We start from the raw sequence: 15,839 nt of genomic DNA, 5'->3' as shown, positions 1-15,839 counted from the left end.
ATACGTTCCTAACAAAAAGGGACGCCTTCGCGTCCCTTCCACATTATTTTACGACAAGTACCGGAATCGTTGCATGCTGCACCACGTTATGGCTGACACTGCCCAGCACGAACTCGCGGATGCCGCCAAGACCGCGGCTGCCGATGACAATCAGGTCACTGCCGTTCTGATCCGCATACTCCAGGATGACCTCGGCCGGAGGACCCTGGATCATCTCCACTTGACCGTTAACGCCCGAATTCTCGATCCGCTCGCGGATTTCCTCCGTCGTCTGCACGGCCAGATCGTAAACATCTTTATTGAGTGAAGCTGGAATCGGGGCAAGCCCTTCCCCAACGAAGAAGCGAGGAAAATCGTAAGCATGAATGACATCCAGCGTCGCTCCCGGCGTTACCTTGGCAAGTTCCACCGCACGTCCGAGCGCTTTATTCGCTGCTTTGGAGCCGTCGTAAGCTAGAAGAATTTTAGTAAAAAGCATACAGGCCACCTCTTTCTGTTGTTAAAAGACCTACTACTTATTATTAAACAGCTTCATACCGGTATGAAACGAGCTTGCCGACTAACTGTCGGCGACACCCCTATGTAAATCATGGCAACAAACAAGCTAACCCCAGAAATACGTATACAATGCAACGTTTACGACTAGCAGCAGCGGTACTCCGACTTTAAATGATAAATGCCTCGTCTTATGACGCTTGCGGTACATCGCGATCCATACGCCCAAAGCCCCGCCTATGGCGGCCAACAGAAAAAGCGTCCTCTCCGGAACGCGATCCCGCCCCAGCCGGGCACGCCGTTTATCCTCGGACATGACCAGATAGGCTACCGCATTGATAAAAATAAACCAAACGATCAGTGCAGGTCTCACGTTGGTTCACGCACCCCCATTTCAACTGATCGATCTTGCCAATCAGCCATTAGCTATACGTTCTACCGCTATTATAAAACCGCAGGCTGATGAAGACAATGCCCGGCCATGCCCTAGGGGCATGACGCCAAGCGCTGTCCCTGATGCCATTACGAGGACACCGGCCGGCGGTCGTAAGATCCGACCGGCCCGTGCCCGGCATAATGACAACCCAAACATTTCTTAACCGCCACGATCCATCAAGATTCGTTCTTGGATATTTCGTTCAGGCTCGGAACATAGTCTGCAGCCTTTTTCGGCTTGAGGGTTTTGCTCTCCTCCAGAATGCTTGATTTGTTCTGCTGGTTTTCGGTCTTTCTCGCTTTATGGTTCGGCATGCAAATCACCCCCTGTCCGTAGAATGGGCCATTGCACCCGAGGTTATGCTAACAACGGCAAGAAAAACGCAATTCATCTTAGCCCTATGAGATTAACGCTCGCGAGACTATTCCTTCCCTTTCTGCTCGAGCGCTGCCTTCAACAGATCGCCCAGGTTGGAACCGATCGACTCCTGCTTGCTGTACTGCTGCACGAGCTTCCGCTCCTCGCGTTTGTTCACGTGCTTGGCGTCCTTCTTCAGCGTTTCCGTAATGCCGCAGCCAAGGCACTGCACGAACAGCCCCGCCTTGCCTTCCTTCATCTCCATCTTCTTATGGCACTGCGGACAACGGCGGTTGGACAGGCGTTTCTCGCCTGAGCGCTTGTACCCGCAATCGTCACTCGGGCAGACAAGCAGCTTGCCGCGCTTGGTCTTCTTCTCGAGCAGCCGTGTGCCGCAATCCGGACAGTGGCTGTTCGAAACATTATGCGGCTTGTATTCCGCTTCGCTTCCCTTCACGTCCGTGACCAGCTTCTTGGTCATATCCCGTATGCCGCGCAGGAACGGTTCCGGCTTGCCCTGCCCCTTCGCGATCCGCTCGAGCTCGGCTTCCCACCGCGCCGTAAGCTCCGGCGTCCGGAGCTCCGGAGCAACCAGCTCGATCAGCTGCTTGCCTTTGCCTGTCGGATGGAGGGTTTGCCCCTGCCGTTCGATCGTGTCGGAGCTGACCAGCTTCTCGATGATGTCGGCCCGGGTTGCCGGGGTTCCAAGGCCGTGCTTCTCCATCTGGGAGAGCAGCGCCGCCTCGTTATACCGCTTCGGCGGCTGGGTCCGTCCCGGCTTCAGCACGCAGCGGACCACCTTCACCGATTCTCCTTCTTTCAGCTCCGGCAGGAGCTTGCCCGAAGAAGATGGGCCTTGACCATCGTCACTCTCGTCGTCCGTGTCATCCTCATAGTCGCCACCATACACCTCGCGCCATCCGCTGTCCTTGATCGTTGTCCCTTTCGCATAGAGCTGTTCGCCTTCAATCTGCACGGTCACCGATACGTTATCGTAACGGGCAGGAGGATAGAACAAGCTGATGAACCGGCGCACGATGAGATCGTACAGCTTGCGTTCATCGACCGACAGCTGATTCAGCAGCACGGTCTGTTCGGTAGGAATGATGGCATGGTGATCCGTAACCTTACTGTCGTCCACGACCCGTTTGCCTGGCGACAAATTCTTGCGAAGCAGCGGGCGCGCAATGGACGCATACGGTCCGATCGCAATGCTCGACAGCCTTTCCTTCAACGTCCCGACCATATCGGATGTCAGGTAACGGCTGTCCGTGCGCGGATAGGTGACCAGCTTATGCTGCTCGTACAGGCGCTGCAGCACATTCGAGGTCTGCTTGGCCGAGAACCCGAATCGGCGGTTGGCATCCCGCTGAAGCTCGGTCAAATCGTATGCCAGCGGATGCGGTTCGGTTTTCTCGCTCTTTTTCACGCTCACGATTTTTCCCGTGCTGCCTTCCAGCTTCTGCTTCAGCTTGGCGGCCTTGTCCTTCTCGAATAAACGGCCGTCTCCGCCGGCCGGACGCCACGAAACCTCAAAGCTTCCGAGATCCGCCTGCAGCGTCTCATATTCCTGCGAGCGGAAATTCACGATCTCCTTCTCGCGGTCCATGATCATCCCGAGCGTCGGCGTCTGAACCCGGCCTGCGGACAGCTGCGCATTGAATTTGGTCGTCAGCGCGCGCGTCACGTTCAATCCAACCATCCAATCTGCTTCCGCCCGGCAGCGTGCGGACTCGTAGAGCCGGTCGAACTGCTGCCCCGGCTTGAGGGATGCGAAACCTTCCTTGATTGCCTTATCCGTCTGGGAAGAAATCCATAACCGTCTGAACGGCTTGTTCCACTTCGCCATTTTCAGGATCCAGCGCGCAAGCAGTTCCCCTTCGCGGGCGGCATCGGTGGCAATAATCATCTCCCCAACGTCCGAACGCTTCATCAGATGCTGCACCGTCTTGAACTGGTGGCTTGTTTCCTTCAGCACCTTAAGCCTCGTGTTGTCCGGCAGGATCGGCAGATCCTCCAGCGCCCAGGTCTGGTACTTCTTATCATAGTCCTCGGGTTCGGCAAGACCCACCAAATGTCCAAGCGCCCAGGTCACAATATATTTCGGTCCTTCAAAATAGTTCTTCTGCTTCTCGCGGCTGCCCATCACTCTCGCAATTTCCTTCGCAACGGACGGCTTCTCAGCCAATACTAATACTTTCATAGCCCTCCCCTTCCTCTGTTCCCCTATTATAACCTCCCCTCGATTGTTTCCACAAAGATAAGTCAGATCGTTTTCTTAGCCAGCCATGTGAACGTAAGATTGGCACATACGGGACAGCCCTGCTTCTTCAAATCCTCGATCGTGGAATAATCGCCCTGCACGCCCACCTGCAGCTCGCTCTGACATTGGGTGCATCGGTAGGTTCGGACCGTTCGCCGAACCTCGCCTGTATAAAGCTCATCCTCAAAAGAACCCTTAATCGGCGGCTCCGTAAATTCCGTGGTTGTCAGCACGATCATTTGGCTGCTATTGCCGATCATCTGCGCTCCGATATATTGATTGAAATGAAGTTCCACCTGTCTCACCGACAACCCCATGCGGACGAATTCGCGCTGCATGGACCAAGTGAAGTCGGGAGATTTATGCGCAAAGGATAGAAAGATGGGGCACCCCTTCTCGGGCTTCAGCGCGCTGAGGCCACGGGACAAGAACAAGGTCAAGCCTTGAAGCGTATACGGCGGATCCGTAAAAAAGCAATCGTATTGCCCTGTCCATTCCTGGGGCAAAGGCCGTCTGAGGTCGACATGCCTGCATGTAACCGATATATCTTCAATTGCAGCCATGTCACCGATAAACCGCAGGAATCGCTCATCGATATCCATTACGGTAATGGCGGCTCTCTGGTCCTTTGCGTTCGGGAACAGCCGTTTAAGCAGCAGACCCAGCGAAATGCTCACGAGGTCGTCATCGCCAACGCACAGGATGTTCTTGCCGATCAGGCTGTTCTCCCTCAGACACAGAACGGCTCTCCGAAGACTCGTCTCAACCGTGCATTGGGATTGGTCGATCTGAACATCGACTTGGGGGCGCTGCTCCAGGATCTCCGAGAGCCTCGCTAGTACATCAGAAAGCTCCGGCTGCCAATCGGTTTCCTCGGCCATAAGCTTCTGATACAGATCTTGATCGATCCCGCCGTATCCCAGTTCATGTTCAACATACACCTTCCCGGCAGAGGTGCAGCGAACTCCCCGCTCTTGAATGAGAGCACCTGCCTTGATGAGCTCCTTCTTGATTGCGGCAGTGATTGGAACGGGTAGATACGTATGTCGTGCCAGTTCTTTGGTTGAAATACCGGGCCGCATATAACTCGCTACCAGCAGCTGTTCAATCACCTGAACGCCTTCCTGCAAACGAACTTTGGTTTTCACTTCTTCTATATAATTCATCATGTGAATCACGCTCTTTTCCTGAATATGGGGTGGTTATTGCCCCTGGAAAAGAACACACGTAACCCCATACGTGCTGCAGTAATAAAAAAAGGACAGAAGTCCATGAACCATCGTCCACCTTCTGTCCCCCAGCGGGAAGCCGTGCCCGGGGCACGGCTGTACAGTCAATATATAAGGGATGGCTGTTGTGTTCTTAACCAGGTGGACTCAGAGCCTTCGCGCCATGACAAATAAACCTCACATAAAGTGGGTTTTTGCCAAAACACAAGCAGAGAGTCCTATACAATTTGGTTAGTTAAGAACACGCACCGACATCAAGACAGCTCCCCTATTTTCAATATAAATCCCGCCGACTAAAATCTGTTGGCCATAAAAATGATATCCTTCTTCACTTCAAAACCGTGTTTCCGATAAAAATCTTCCGCCGGAAGATCCTTTTCCGTAAGCAGCACCATGCAATGAATGTTAATCGATTTCAAATACTCCTTTATGCCATGCATTAATGCCGAACCTAGTCCGCCGCCCTGCAGATCGGTATCGATATAATACTCCTGGATATAGTATTCCTCACCGCTATACCAGCTCTTCGTATGACCAAAACAAGCTCCCAGTATCTTACCATCCTGTTCTATAACAAATCCCAGGAATACCGGATTGTCCATAAATTCCCCGAGGTATTGCTGCACATGCTGCACGGAGTCCCACTGATCGAACCAGGGTTCGCCGCTAAAGACCTTGAGCATCAGCTCGGAACATGCTCCAAGGTCGGGTTTGTCCATCAATCTGACATTCTGTTTCGTTTCCATCAAGCCGTTACACCCCATGATCTGTGAATGATATCGTAATCGCCGATAAGCCTAACCGTCCGGATCATCATGAGTATAGGAGCAAAGTTCTTCAGACTCGGCTCCTTACATACTATCGGGTCATGGCTCACGTTCCTTTCCGTGGAAGGATCCAATCTTTCCGCCAATATGGCACGCGCCCGGTACAGCCGGGATTTCACCGTTCCTTCCGGTATACCTACCATCTTGGCGATATGGTTGATCGGTATATCCCGATAATAGTGAAGCTGAATAACTCTGCGTAAATCATCTTCCAGATGGGTCACGGCTTCGTTGAGTTCGATCGCTTCATACGGCAGTGCATCGGCACCCCCATTGGCAAGTTCAACCGTCCGCAGCCGCTGCTGGGAGCGCAGCAGTTGCAGGCATTCATGAATAAGAATGCGGGACAGCCATGTTCTAAAATAAGCAGGCTGCTTTAAGGTCGACATCGCTGCGAAGGATTTATAAATCGCTTCCTGTACGGCATCCGCGCAATCCTCTTCCCGCCTCAAATACAAGCGGGCCAAGCCATACAAATTACGCTCACAAGCGTGGACCAGCCTGCTAAAGGCTTCCCGATCCCCATGCTTGGCAAGCTGGACATCGCGTTCTATATTGGATTTCTTGTTCACATTGGGAGACCTCCTCTGCAACACTTCCTTGGCCTTACATAAGTTAGATGCCTGAGAGCGCGATTAGGTTCACGCCAGTTCATCTTTTTTTAAAAATCCGGTGTTGCCATCACCTTCATTTTCGCACAATTCCGTTAATCATTTCCATATTGAATATTCAGCCTATGAAAAAACACCGCAAGGTCATCGCCCTTACGGTGTCTCGTTCAGCCTATAAATCGTTCATGTCATGAAACGGATGATTGATCCGTTCTCATTCAATTCGGTTCCTTATCCACATATCGACCTTGCTCGGGAACGGCCAAACGATCAAAATCTCGAGCTAGCCGTTCAAGTGAAGCGGTAAGCTCCTCACCCCGCATCGAAACTCCGTGTCCCGTGATCAGAACTCCGGGATTCAAGCTTGACAGGCGGCGAACCGACTCCCGCGCAAGATCCCAATCCGGGGTAAAATACATCGGCGGACCGTGCAGCTCCTTCTCCTGCCCGATGACGGCTAGCGCTGACTCTTGCTTCACCGTAATCACCGCGTCTCCCGCAACGAGGACTCGATCCCGTTCGCGGAACAGGGAGATATGGCCAGGGCTATGGCCCGGTGTCGGCAGCCATTTAAATTCAGAAAGACCCGGCACGCTGCCGTTCTCCGGCAGCGGTTGTATCCTGGAGCCCAGATGGATGGCTTTGTTCGGATACATCGGGGCAACGCGGGCCATCAATCCGCCGCCCACGCTTGGATCACCTGGTGGATAGTCTTCCTTTCCCGTAAGGAATGGGAGTTCATCCCGATGAGCGTAGACAGGTACACTCCAGCGGTCCGCTAATTCCTTCACATTCCCGACATGGTCGAAATGGCCATGGGTGAGCACAATGCAAACCGGCGGCTTTCCGAATCTTTTCTCAGCTTCTTCTACAATGGACCCTTCAAAATTTCCGAGTCCCGTATCAATCAGTACCCAGTCGCCCGTCCCCGGCGTACCGATCATCTGGACGTTCACCATAACCGTACGCAAGGATAGAATATCCGGCGTAATCTCTTCCGTCTCTACTGCACCCGTCTTTAACATGCTGTGATCATTCATTATGGAATCGCCCCCACTTCTCGTTGTAAATGCTTCTTGTAATAACATACCCGTTTTGGCACTTTTCAACGAAGAAATGGCGATTTTTACTGAATGATTTTGTTGAGACGGTCCAGATAACGCCAGCGAGTAATAAAGAAATATATGACCTGGATGCTCAGGAAGAAGATAAAGATCTTCAAACTGTGCCCTACAATCGAGAAGTCTACCAGCTGCTGCAGGGCTACGAAGGCAACGCCGCTATGAATGAGTGCGATCAGCATCGGCAAAAAGAACATAATGACAAGCTGCTTGGTAATGATGGTGCCAAGCTCTTTTTTACTGAGGCCGACCTTAGCAATCATGCGGTACTGCTGTTCGTCCCGAGCAAGATCCGCATACAACCGGAAATAAACAAAGCTTGCCGCGAAGGTGAAGAACACGATGCCGACCAGGCCGCTAACCATAAGCAGAATGCCGTTTTGCTGCTGGGCGCTTTTCCAATCCATATACAATGATTTTACATAATAACTGTAGTCCTCATTCTCTTTGAGACGATCCAGAATCGCTCTGGATACATCCCCAGTATTCTTCCAATCCTGAACGAAAAACGTATGGTATGCCGCATAACCGTACTCCTGATCCTGAACCTGCTGTGCCTTGAACGCATCGTCGTACAAGCGGTCGGATACGACCAGCGTCTCGCCATAGGTTGCCGGTACGGCAATAAACGTTTCGGCTTTGAGCACCTTAACGATTTCCGATTTCTTGCCGTTTAATACCTCGAACTGACTATTTAAAGGACCGTTGATTCGGTAGCTGTTCTTCTCCGAGACCGTTCCCGGAGTCAAGATTCCTTCCAGGTCGCCCAATGTTTCTGCCGGGTAACCCAGCGACTGAATGAGACGGTTATATTGGCTAAGCTTAACCAGCTGCACCCCGTTATCCGAGAAAATCGGGGTAACCTCCGCCTCCTTATAATTGAATCCGCCTTTTTTAAGCTCCTCCCTGATGATATCAAGATGCCGATTCCCTTTATCAGCGTCCTCATCATACATGGAGTATGTGTAGGCATAAGGGTTCTCCATGGCTGACAAGCCCGGATCTCCAATTGCGAGCGTGGTCCCGATGCCGGTAAAGGCAGATGCCGAGATAACCGAAACGAGGAAAAACATCACCGCATTGTCCTTGATTCTGTACAGGAGCTCCGAGATTGTCAGCAGATTGGTTCGACGGAAGAAAAATCGCTCCTTCTTCTGCAAATACCGCATAAAATATACGCTGAACTGGGTGAAGAGAAAATACGTGCCGATGACAACGAGAACAACGCCTCCAAACAGCAGAATAAAATTAAAGATTTGGAGAATCGCAAAAACCAAAACCATACCGTATCCGGCACCAATCAACAGGACAGCCAGCACGGCCAGCCAAGGAGAGGCTTTAGGCTGCGGTTTGGGACTTTCCTCCGCTTTCACGAGCGCAAGCAGCGTGCCCTTCCTCAACATGAACGAAGAACACAGTGCAATCAGCAAGAACAGGACGGCATAAGCCGCTGCTGTGATAAGAAGCGCTTTGAGCGGAAAATAAAACGGAAGTCCGGTATCCACGGCCAACAGCTTGGCGCTGATTAACAGAATCAACTTGGAGAACAGCAGGCCCGTTCCGATGCCGACAACGATCGCCGCTGCGCCGATCAAAATGTTCTCGATGAACAGCATCCGGTTCAATTGCTTGCGGGACATGCCAAGGATCAGCAGAATGCCGAACTCCTTTTTCCGGACCTTGATGAAAGCCCCCACCGAATACAGCAGGAAGAAGAATGAAAACACAAACACGATGTATTGCGATACCGTCATGCCCATTGTGCCCAGCATGGACATGGTATCGCTCGAGGAGACCAGACCGTCCTTCAGCTGCGGGTGAAACGACAGCAGCCCATAAGTAAAGAAAATCATGACGGAGAAGGCACTGCTCAGGAAATGGGCAATATACGTGCGCTTGCTGCGCAGGACGTTGTTAATGGCGAACTGGCGAAAATTCATGTCCCGAACCTCCCAGCAGCGATAACACATTGATGATTTTTTGGTAGAAGGCCGACTGGCTCTCGCCGTACGTGATTTCGTTGTACAACTGTCCGTCCTTGATAAACACCACCCGATTGCAATAGCTTGCTGCCACCGGGTCATGGGTGACCAGCAGCATTGTCACTTGGTCTTCCTTGTTTCTCCGGTCCATCATTTCCATGACGTCGCGGGCCGACTTGGAGTCCAGGTTGCCTGTCGGCTCATCGGCCAGAACCAGCTTCGGTACGTGGATCATGGCCCGTGCTATCGCCGTCCGCTGCGCCTGTCCCCCCGATATTTCATAAGTCCGCTTATCCAGAATCGATGTGATGCCCAGTTTATCGGCCAAAATGCCGACCCGGCGGTTCATCTCATCTAGATCCACGCCGTCCAGCGCCAGGGGCAGCAGGATGTTCTCTTTCACCGTCAGCGTATTCAGCAGATTGAAGGACTGAAAGACAAACCCAAGCTCACGGCGGCGGAACATGGCGAGTTTATCCTGGGATAAACGGAACGGATCCTCCCCGCCGATGGTGATCTCCCCCGATGTAGGTCGGTCGATGGTGGAGATCATGTTGAGCAGCGTCGTTTTTCCGCTGCCGGAGGGGCCCATGATGCCAACGAATTCCCCTTGGTTGATACTGAGATTGATATTGGAAAGCGCCTCGTGGGACACCGCGGCCTTATAGACTTTGCCCAGATTGCGCACGTTTAATATTTCCATCTTGTTGTAAACCTCACTTTCGTTATTTCGTTCTTGTAAGGTTAGTGTATAGCATCCGGCAGGCCATCTCCTATCGATCACTCTTTCGCCAACCTTACATCGGTGTAAGATTCATGCGCAGACCCGCTCTGGGTACGTCATGTTCGGTATTCTAGGGCCGCCTCGAGTGCGTAACGGTTGCGATTCCAGAGGCGCTCCTGTACGTCATTGTTGCGATTCTAGAGGCCGCTACGAGTATGTCACTGTTGCGATTCTCAGGCCGCTACGAGTACGTAACGTTCCTACGATCGCTGTTGCCCCCAAATTTTCTGAATGATTACACCGAGGTGAAAATTCGGGTGCAAAGGCGACCGCTGCGCTTCTTCGGAATCGTTTCGTCCTCTTTCGCTGGTGCGTGCCAATACCTACTTAAAACAAAAGAAAAACCTTACCTCAGGACTTCATGATGGTTTCGACATCCATCAATTACCCTAGATAAGGTGCTTTCGGTAACGTATTTAGGTGACTCAATCCAAAGTTCAATAAGAGATCAAACCAAATCTTACCCAGCCCATGCTTTACTGCCTTATATAATTTCAATGTCGTGAATGTCACCTGTAACAGCCATAATTGAACTCTGCCTCCATGAGACGTCTGTACAAAGCAGATCTCACCCCGAGAATATCAGCCTCACCGTCGTTCCTTTTCCCTGCTCGGATTCCAGCTCGATTTGGTGGTTCATTTTATGGACCACTTCTTTGACGAGATACAAGCCCATGCCGGTGGATTCCTTCAGCTTGCGGCCGTTTTCCCCGGTATAGAACGGGTCGAACACCCGCTTCATATCGGATGGCGGTATGCCCATTCCCCGGTCCGTGATCTCCAGTACCACATGGCGGTGGTCCTCCGTCCGGCGGGCCTGCATCGTCACCTTAAGTCCAGTGCCGGCAGAATATTTAATGGCGTTGGACAGCAGCTGCAGCATGATGAACCGGAGCCATTTGGCATCCGTCTGAACGGTGAGATCCGAATCGATCCGGACCTCCGGATACACATGACTGTGAATAAAATAACGCTTGTTCTCGTGCACCGCCTCGACTGCCGCCTCATGAAGCTTTACGGGCTCCACGCTGAAATCCTGCTCGAAGGTTTCGAGCCTGGACATGTAGAGCACCATCTCCAGCCCGCGCCGAATCCGGTCGGATTCCTCGGATAAACTCTTGAAAGCGTCGTTGTCATCCTCCTGCGTGATCATCTCAATGACGGACAGCGGCGTTTTCATTTGGTGCACCCACTGATTCATGAAGATCATATGCTCTTTCCGACGGCGCTCCCACTCTTCCATGACCGTGCGGTATTGACGGTACTGCTCCTCCATAAGCTCGCTAAGGGCCGTAGGCAGCGGGGCGGACTCGTTATGCTTGATCGATTCCTCCAACGACCTGATGGGCTGCGACAGCCGCTCATAGAAATCCCGGTGCGTGAAATACCGGAATGCCAGGTACCCGCCAAGAATGGTCAGACCGAGGAAAACGGCATAAGCCGCTGTCACCGGATGATCATAGCCGTCATACCAGAATACGAGCAGCACCACGAACAAGGCCGCGCTTACAAACAGAATGAGGGGCAGATGCTCACGCCAAAACAGCTTTTTCATTGCCTACCTCTTCCATACGGTATGCAGCCTGTACCCCGAGCCGCGAATCGTCTCCAGCGCATTCTCAATCCCCAACTCCCCCAGCCGTTTCCGCACCCGGTTAATATTCACGCTGAGCGTATTATCGTCCACGAACGTATCGTCCCACAGCTTCTCCAGAATCGTCTCGCGCGTCACAAGCCGGGGGCTCCGGCTCAGCAGCGTTTCCAGAAGGATCGTTTCTTTTTTCGTGAGCACGGATGTCTGATCGTGAAGAGTCAGCTCCATCCGTTCGGGATAGAGGACTAGCCCGTCCTTCTCCACCGTACGCTCGGCGGATGCTGCCGCATAGTCGCCGTATACGCGGCGCAGCTGGCTGTGGATTTTGGCGATGACGATATCGTAAGCAAACGGCTTGGTGATATAGTCATCCGCGCCGTTCTCCAAGGCCCTGAGCTGATCCGGCGTCCCGTTACGGGCCGAGATGAAAATAATCGGGCAGGTCGATACCGACCGGATCTGGCGGCACCAATAATATCCGTCAAAGCTTGGCAGGTTCACGTCGAGCAAAACGAGATGCGGCTTCATCTCATGGAACTGCTCCAGCACATGATCGAAATCCTTGACGACGTTCCCTTCATTTCCGTACCGTTCGATATGCGATTGCAGCAGCCCCGCCAGCTTGGGGTCATCCTCAACGATCATGATTTTATACATCCGTTCACCCTCCATGAAGCGTCAGGCCGCTCTTCCCCCTCCGAAAGAACAACCTGATGGTTTATGATTCCCTAACGATAGCCGCTTCAAAAAAGTTGGTTCCGTCCGGCGATGTTCCCTGCACGTACACCCGATTGTTCTCCTGGGCCGAACGCTTGATCAGCATCGTATCCTTCAGTCTGGCCTCGTTATGGTATGTAATCTTGAAGCCGGTCACTTGCCCTTCCCGAAGTTCCTGCTCATCCAGCACGTCAAAGCACAAATCCGCATACCGGGCGTTATTCAGATGGCCGTTCGTATCGATTCCGCTGTACCGGACTGTATACGTATACGCATCATCAAGCTGTACCCCTTCTGGCAATACGGCTTTGCTTGGCAGCTCTCCAACCGTTTCCTGACCGATCGGCACCTCGTACGGAAACATGGACGGACGCAGAATTTTCCGTTTATGAATGTCCACCAGCGCCCACACCGAGCGGCCCTCGCCCAGCAGCTCCCCATCGCCGTTCTTGATCCGATAATCCCGATGCCACAGCGCCCCTTTGGACCCGCGGCTCCAGGTGTCCACATATACGGTTTCCATATCCCTTGGCATCCGCCGCATCTCAAGCTCTAGCGTAATCAGCATCCAGCCCATGCCCCGCTCGATCATCTCCTCGCGGCTGATCCCCAGCGCCTCAACATGCCGGTCAGCCGCTCTCTGCAAAATACTGAGCAGCGAAGACCATCGGCAGTCTCCCTTAAAGTCTGCGTCAACGGATTGAATCGTGTATTCTTCTGTCCATTTTTCTATCATGAGTCCCATGCCAGCTCCTTTATTTTCTCAACCTAACCTCTCTCTTCAAGCATAATCAAAAAAATCGCATTTATCAAAGAACGAAGCGGTATATCACTGCGTTGGAAAATAATGATTTTATCCAAGTTGCTGGTCAATCCGGTTTAAAAGTCACGTCTTTGGTTAATAGTAAGGCACAAACAACTATAACTTATACGAGGTGATAAACATGAGTTTTCTTTGGTCATTAATCGTTGGCGGCATCATTGGATGGATTGCTGGTTTGATTATGGGCAGAGACATTCCCGGCGGTATCATCGGTAACATCATTGCTGGTTTCGTCGGTGCTTGGCTGGGCGGACTTCTGCTCGGATCCTGGGGACCGGAAATGGGTGGATTCTACATCCTGCCTGCGTTGATCGGTGCCGTCATTCTGGTCTTTATCGTCAGCCTGATCATGGGTTCGATGAGACGCGGCCGCTCATAACCACTTGAAATTGAACGTTGATGCCTAATTTTTCGCGATGTTCCGCTAATGGCATGGTTTAGACGTACTTACAGCGGTATTCGCAAGTGCAACGGACAATTTCCGTAGCCAAACAGGGTGACCTATTCGCCATCATGGCATAGGTCACCCTGTTTTACATGTTCAAGTAACGGGAAGTCCCTGCTCCTTCGCGTAATTGCCCCAATGCGGCTTACGCCCATCGATATCGCTAAACCCGTATTCATCCGATAAATCCCAGCTGGTCAGCGCCTTGCCGCTCTTGTCGGCCACATTCGGGTCGGCTGCCAGCGCCGCAACGGCCTGCCCCAGAAAATATGGAGTCTCCGATTCGATGAAATGCGGTTCTTGTGCCGCAGCATCCTGCCAATTTTCTTCCGTAACGCCGAAGTGATCCAGCATCTGCTCGGAGCGCAGAAATCCCGGCGTCACGGACAGTGCGGTTACCTGATAGGGACGGAGCTCTTCCGCCATGGCTGCCGCCAGGTGAATCGTTGAGACTTTTGCCAGACTGTAATACAAATTCCCGCGATACCGGTACGTCGAGCCGTCCGTGACCTCAATGACCAATCCGCCGCCGTTCTCCACCATCAGCGGAACGCCGTAATAACTCGTGATCATATGCGTTGTTACTGCCCGCTCCTGCATCAGCAGTCCATCGGACAGAAATTGCTCCCAGAACGGAATATTCCAATGCGTCAGGTTCTCGCCGCCCCATATATCATTGACGAGGATGTCCAGCCGGCCTTGCTGCTCTTCACGAATGCGTTCAAACAACGCTTTTACTTGCTCTTCCACGGTATGGTCGCATTGCACGGCAATGCCGGTGCCGCCCCGCTCCGTCACCATCTCCGCCGTGTCGTCAATGGTCTCCGTCCGCTTGATATCCGACGCTTGGCCGCGTACGCTCCGTCCCGTGCAATACACCGTTGCCCCCGCGGCACCCAGCATCACCGCAATGGCGCGGCCTGCTCCCCGGGTCGCTCCGGCCACGACGGCGATTTTTCCTTGCAATGGCTTAGGAACATTGTTATTCATAGCGTTACCTCCAACTATATACTGAAGTATCTCAACGCCTTCATCGTATCAGACATATATGACATCCGTTGTCTTATATCCATGCTACAATACAATTAACTTCCATAGATATAGAGAGGTGACATGACTTGAGGGCGGATCGTCTATTATCCATTATGCTGATGCTTCAGAACGGGGGGAAGAAGAACACCCGTTATCTGGCGGAGCAGCTTGAGGTATCGGAGCGCACGATTATACGCGATATGGAAAGCTTGAGCTCCGCCGGCATCCCCGTGTATGCGGAAAGAGGATCCCAGGGCGGCTGGGTGCTGGAGGAGAGCTATCGAACGAACCTGACCGGCATGACGCCGGACGAGCTCATCTCCCTGCTGGTTTCCAGCCACAGCCCGCTGATCGGCGATTTGGGGATCCGTAAACAGTTTGATGCCGCCTATCAAAAATTATTGGCTTCTTCCCCACGCTCCATTCGGCAGGATGCCGAAATCATTCGGGAGAAGATCCATATCGATGGCGCAGGCTGGCACTCCTATCGCGAATCGCATCCGTATCTTACGGTTCTGCAGGAAGCCCTGTGGTTGGATCGGATCATGCAAATCCAATACATGAAGGGAGAGGAACGAGTTGAAAGAAGGATTCATCCACTCGGGCTGGTTGCCAAACGGAGCACCTGGTATGTGGTGGCCGAATCTCAAGGCGAGCTGAGAACCTACCGCGTATCGAGAATCGTGGATGCCGTCATGTCCGAGGATACGTTTGAGCGCCCGGCCGGTTTTAATCTAGCCGAGTATTGGGAGGAGTCGCTGGCACGGTTCATGCAAAATCTCCCGCAGTATCCCGCACAGGTTCGCATGACCGTCGATCTGATCAAACGCTTTGAGCGGGAGCGGTACGTGAAAATACTCCGGTGTGACATGGATAGCCAGCACGACGGATGGATAACGGCCGATTTGGAATTCAACACTTTGGAATCGGCTTCGGCATTTCTTCTAAGCTGCGGGGCGGAAATCGAGGTGACTGCCCCCCAAGAGCTTAGGGAGCATGTCAGCATGGCGGCAAATGCCATATCACGGCTATATGAATAGATCAAATTAAAACACCGGGCAATCTCGCCCCAAAAACAGAGGCTTACCCGGTGTCGTGTATATTGCGTGCGCTATGTGTGCGC

16 protein-coding genes are annotated in these 15,839 nt (G+C 52.6%); 2 read left to right on the top strand and 14 right to left on the bottom strand.

Annotated elements, in window-relative coordinates; genetic code table 11:
* Positions 1-43: 43 nt before the first annotated feature.
* The 13 genes from AC0VZ8_RS04745 to AC0VZ8_RS04685 all read right to left on the bottom strand — a co-directional run bounded on the left by AC0VZ8_RS04745 (position 44) and on the right by AC0VZ8_RS04685 (position 13,152).
* Complete coding sequence (locus AC0VZ8_RS04745) at positions 44-478, bottom strand: universal stress protein (RefSeq protein ID WP_012819089.1); 435 nt, start codon at positions 476-478, stop codon at positions 44-46.
* 126 nt (positions 479-604) lie between these two features.
* Positions 605-868, bottom strand: a complete 264-nt coding sequence (locus AC0VZ8_RS04740; protein ID WP_012819088.1) for a DUF1294 domain-containing protein — start codon at positions 866-868, stop codon at positions 605-607.
* Between the two features lie 239 nt (positions 869-1,107).
* Positions 1,108-1,245 carry a hypothetical protein gene (locus tag AC0VZ8_RS04735; RefSeq protein ID WP_012819087.1) on the bottom strand — a complete coding sequence of 46 codons (138 nt, stop codon included), beginning with the start codon at positions 1,243-1,245 and terminating at the stop codon, positions 1,108-1,110.
* 107 nt (positions 1,246-1,352) lie between these two features.
* Positions 1,353-3,491: a DNA topoisomerase III gene (locus AC0VZ8_RS04730; RefSeq protein ID WP_475486174.1), complete on the bottom strand. Its 2,139-nt coding sequence runs from the start codon at positions 3,489-3,491 to the stop codon at positions 1,353-1,355.
* A gap of 62 nt (positions 3,492-3,553) precedes the next feature.
* Positions 3,554-4,720, bottom strand: a complete 1,167-nt coding sequence (locus AC0VZ8_RS04725) for a bis-aminopropyl spermidine synthase family protein (protein WP_475486173.1) — start codon at positions 4,718-4,720, stop codon at positions 3,554-3,556.
* 353 nt (positions 4,721-5,073) lie between these two features.
* Positions 5,074-5,526, bottom strand: a complete 453-nt coding sequence (locus AC0VZ8_RS04720) for a GNAT family N-acetyltransferase (RefSeq protein ID WP_475487640.1) — start codon at positions 5,524-5,526, stop codon at positions 5,074-5,076.
* On the bottom strand, positions 5,526-6,179 hold the full coding sequence (locus tag AC0VZ8_RS04715) for a sigma-70 family RNA polymerase sigma factor (RefSeq protein ID WP_071221571.1): 654 nt from the start codon (positions 6,177-6,179) through the stop codon (positions 5,526-5,528). The genes AC0VZ8_RS04720 and AC0VZ8_RS04715 overlap by 1 nt, the downstream gene beginning before the upstream one ends.
* Positions 6,180-6,436: 257 nt before the next feature.
* Positions 6,437-7,258 (bottom strand): MBL fold metallo-hydrolase, encoded by an 822-nt coding sequence (locus AC0VZ8_RS04710; protein WP_475486172.1) that lies wholly within the window; start codon positions 7,256-7,258, stop codon positions 6,437-6,439.
* Between the two features lie 86 nt (positions 7,259-7,344).
* Positions 7,345-9,279 (bottom strand): FtsX-like permease family protein, encoded by a 1,935-nt coding sequence (locus AC0VZ8_RS04705; protein ID WP_475486171.1) that lies wholly within the window; start codon positions 9,277-9,279, stop codon positions 7,345-7,347.
* The gene (locus AC0VZ8_RS04700; RefSeq protein WP_119849954.1) at positions 9,254-10,024 is read right to left on the bottom strand and encodes an ABC transporter ATP-binding protein; all 771 of its coding nucleotides are present in this window, start codon (positions 10,022-10,024) and stop codon (positions 9,254-9,256) included. The genes AC0VZ8_RS04705 and AC0VZ8_RS04700 overlap by 26 nt, the downstream gene beginning before the upstream one ends.
* A gap of 649 nt (positions 10,025-10,673) precedes the next feature.
* On the bottom strand, positions 10,674-11,660 hold the full coding sequence (locus AC0VZ8_RS04695) for a sensor histidine kinase (RefSeq protein WP_475486170.1): 987 nt from the start codon (positions 11,658-11,660) through the stop codon (positions 10,674-10,676).
* A gap of 3 nt (positions 11,661-11,663) precedes the next feature.
* Entirely contained in the window at positions 11,664-12,356 is a 693-nt protein-coding gene (locus AC0VZ8_RS04690; RefSeq protein WP_475486169.1) for a response regulator transcription factor, read from the bottom strand.
* A 61-nt stretch (positions 12,357-12,417) separates the two neighbouring features.
* Positions 12,418-13,152 (bottom strand): acyl-[acyl-carrier-protein] thioesterase, encoded by a 735-nt coding sequence (locus AC0VZ8_RS04685; protein ID WP_475486168.1) that lies wholly within the window; start codon positions 13,150-13,152, stop codon positions 12,418-12,420.
* 208 nt (positions 13,153-13,360) lie between these two features.
* On the opposite strand from AC0VZ8_RS04685, the gene AC0VZ8_RS04680 reads away from it, so the two are divergent.
* On the top strand, positions 13,361-13,618 hold the full coding sequence (locus AC0VZ8_RS04680) for a GlsB/YeaQ/YmgE family stress response membrane protein (RefSeq protein ID WP_009592319.1): 258 nt from the start codon (positions 13,361-13,363) through the stop codon (positions 13,616-13,618).
* Positions 13,619-13,780: 162 nt separating this feature from the next.
* Here AC0VZ8_RS04680 and AC0VZ8_RS04675 read toward each other — a convergent pair whose 3' ends face one another.
* On the bottom strand, positions 13,781-14,674 hold the full coding sequence (locus AC0VZ8_RS04675; protein WP_475486167.1) for an SDR family oxidoreductase: 894 nt from the start codon (positions 14,672-14,674) through the stop codon (positions 13,781-13,783).
* A gap of 128 nt (positions 14,675-14,802) precedes the next feature.
* Here AC0VZ8_RS04675 and AC0VZ8_RS04670 point away from each other — a divergent pair, with 128 nt between their 5' ends.
* Positions 14,803-15,756: a helix-turn-helix transcriptional regulator gene (locus tag AC0VZ8_RS04670; RefSeq protein ID WP_304147890.1), complete on the top strand. Its 954-nt coding sequence runs from the start codon at positions 14,803-14,805 to the stop codon at positions 15,754-15,756.
* Positions 15,757-15,839 lie beyond the last annotated feature (83 nt).

Source organism: Paenibacillus sp. QJM3NY_38 (genome assembly GCF_056173265.1).
This window is presented reverse-complemented; position numbering and strand designations above follow the sequence as displayed.

What these genes read in the sequence shown, in the direction of transcription:
- AC0VZ8_RS04745 (WP_012819089.1), bottom strand. Translation starts at nt 478, where the DNA reads ATGCTTTTTACTAAAATTCTTCTAGCTTACGACGGCTCCAAAGCAGCG.
- AC0VZ8_RS04735 (WP_012819087.1), bottom strand. Translation starts at nt 1,245, where the DNA reads ATGCCGAACCATAAAGCGAGAAAGACCGAAAACCAGCAGAACAAATCA.
- AC0VZ8_RS04730 (WP_475486174.1), bottom strand. Translation starts at nt 3,491, where the DNA reads ATGAAAGTATTAGTATTGGCTGAGAAGCCGTCCGTTGCGAAGGAAATT.
- AC0VZ8_RS04725 (WP_475486173.1), bottom strand. Translation starts at nt 4,720, where the DNA reads ATGATGAATTATATAGAAGAAGTGAAAACCAAAGTTCGTTTGCAGGAA.
- AC0VZ8_RS04720 (WP_475487640.1), bottom strand. Translation starts at nt 5,526, where the DNA reads ATGGAAACGAAACAGAATGTCAGATTGATGGACAAACCCGACCTTGGA.
- AC0VZ8_RS04710 (WP_475486172.1), bottom strand. Translation starts at nt 7,258, where the DNA reads ATGAATGATCACAGCATGTTAAAGACGGGTGCAGTAGAGACGGAAGAG.
- AC0VZ8_RS04705 (WP_475486171.1), bottom strand. Translation starts at nt 9,279, where the DNA reads ATGAATTTTCGCCAGTTCGCCATTAACAACGTCCTGCGCAGCAAGCGC.
- AC0VZ8_RS04700 (WP_119849954.1), bottom strand. Translation starts at nt 10,024, where the DNA reads ATGGAAATATTAAACGTGCGCAATCTGGGCAAAGTCTATAAGGCCGCG.
- AC0VZ8_RS04695 (WP_475486170.1), bottom strand. Translation starts at nt 11,660, where the DNA reads ATGAAAAAGCTGTTTTGGCGTGAGCATCTGCCCCTCATTCTGTTTGTA.
- AC0VZ8_RS04690 (WP_475486169.1), bottom strand. Translation starts at nt 12,356, where the DNA reads ATGTATAAAATCATGATCGTTGAGGATGACCCCAAGCTGGCGGGGCTG.
- AC0VZ8_RS04685 (WP_475486168.1), bottom strand. Translation starts at nt 13,152, where the DNA reads ATGATAGAAAAATGGACAGAAGAATACACGATTCAATCCGTTGACGCA.
- AC0VZ8_RS04680 (WP_009592319.1), top strand. Translation starts at nt 13,361, where the DNA reads ATGAGTTTTCTTTGGTCATTAATCGTTGGCGGCATCATTGGATGGATT.
- AC0VZ8_RS04675 (WP_475486167.1), bottom strand. Translation starts at nt 14,674, where the DNA reads ATGAATAACAATGTTCCTAAGCCATTGCAAGGAAAAATCGCCGTCGTG.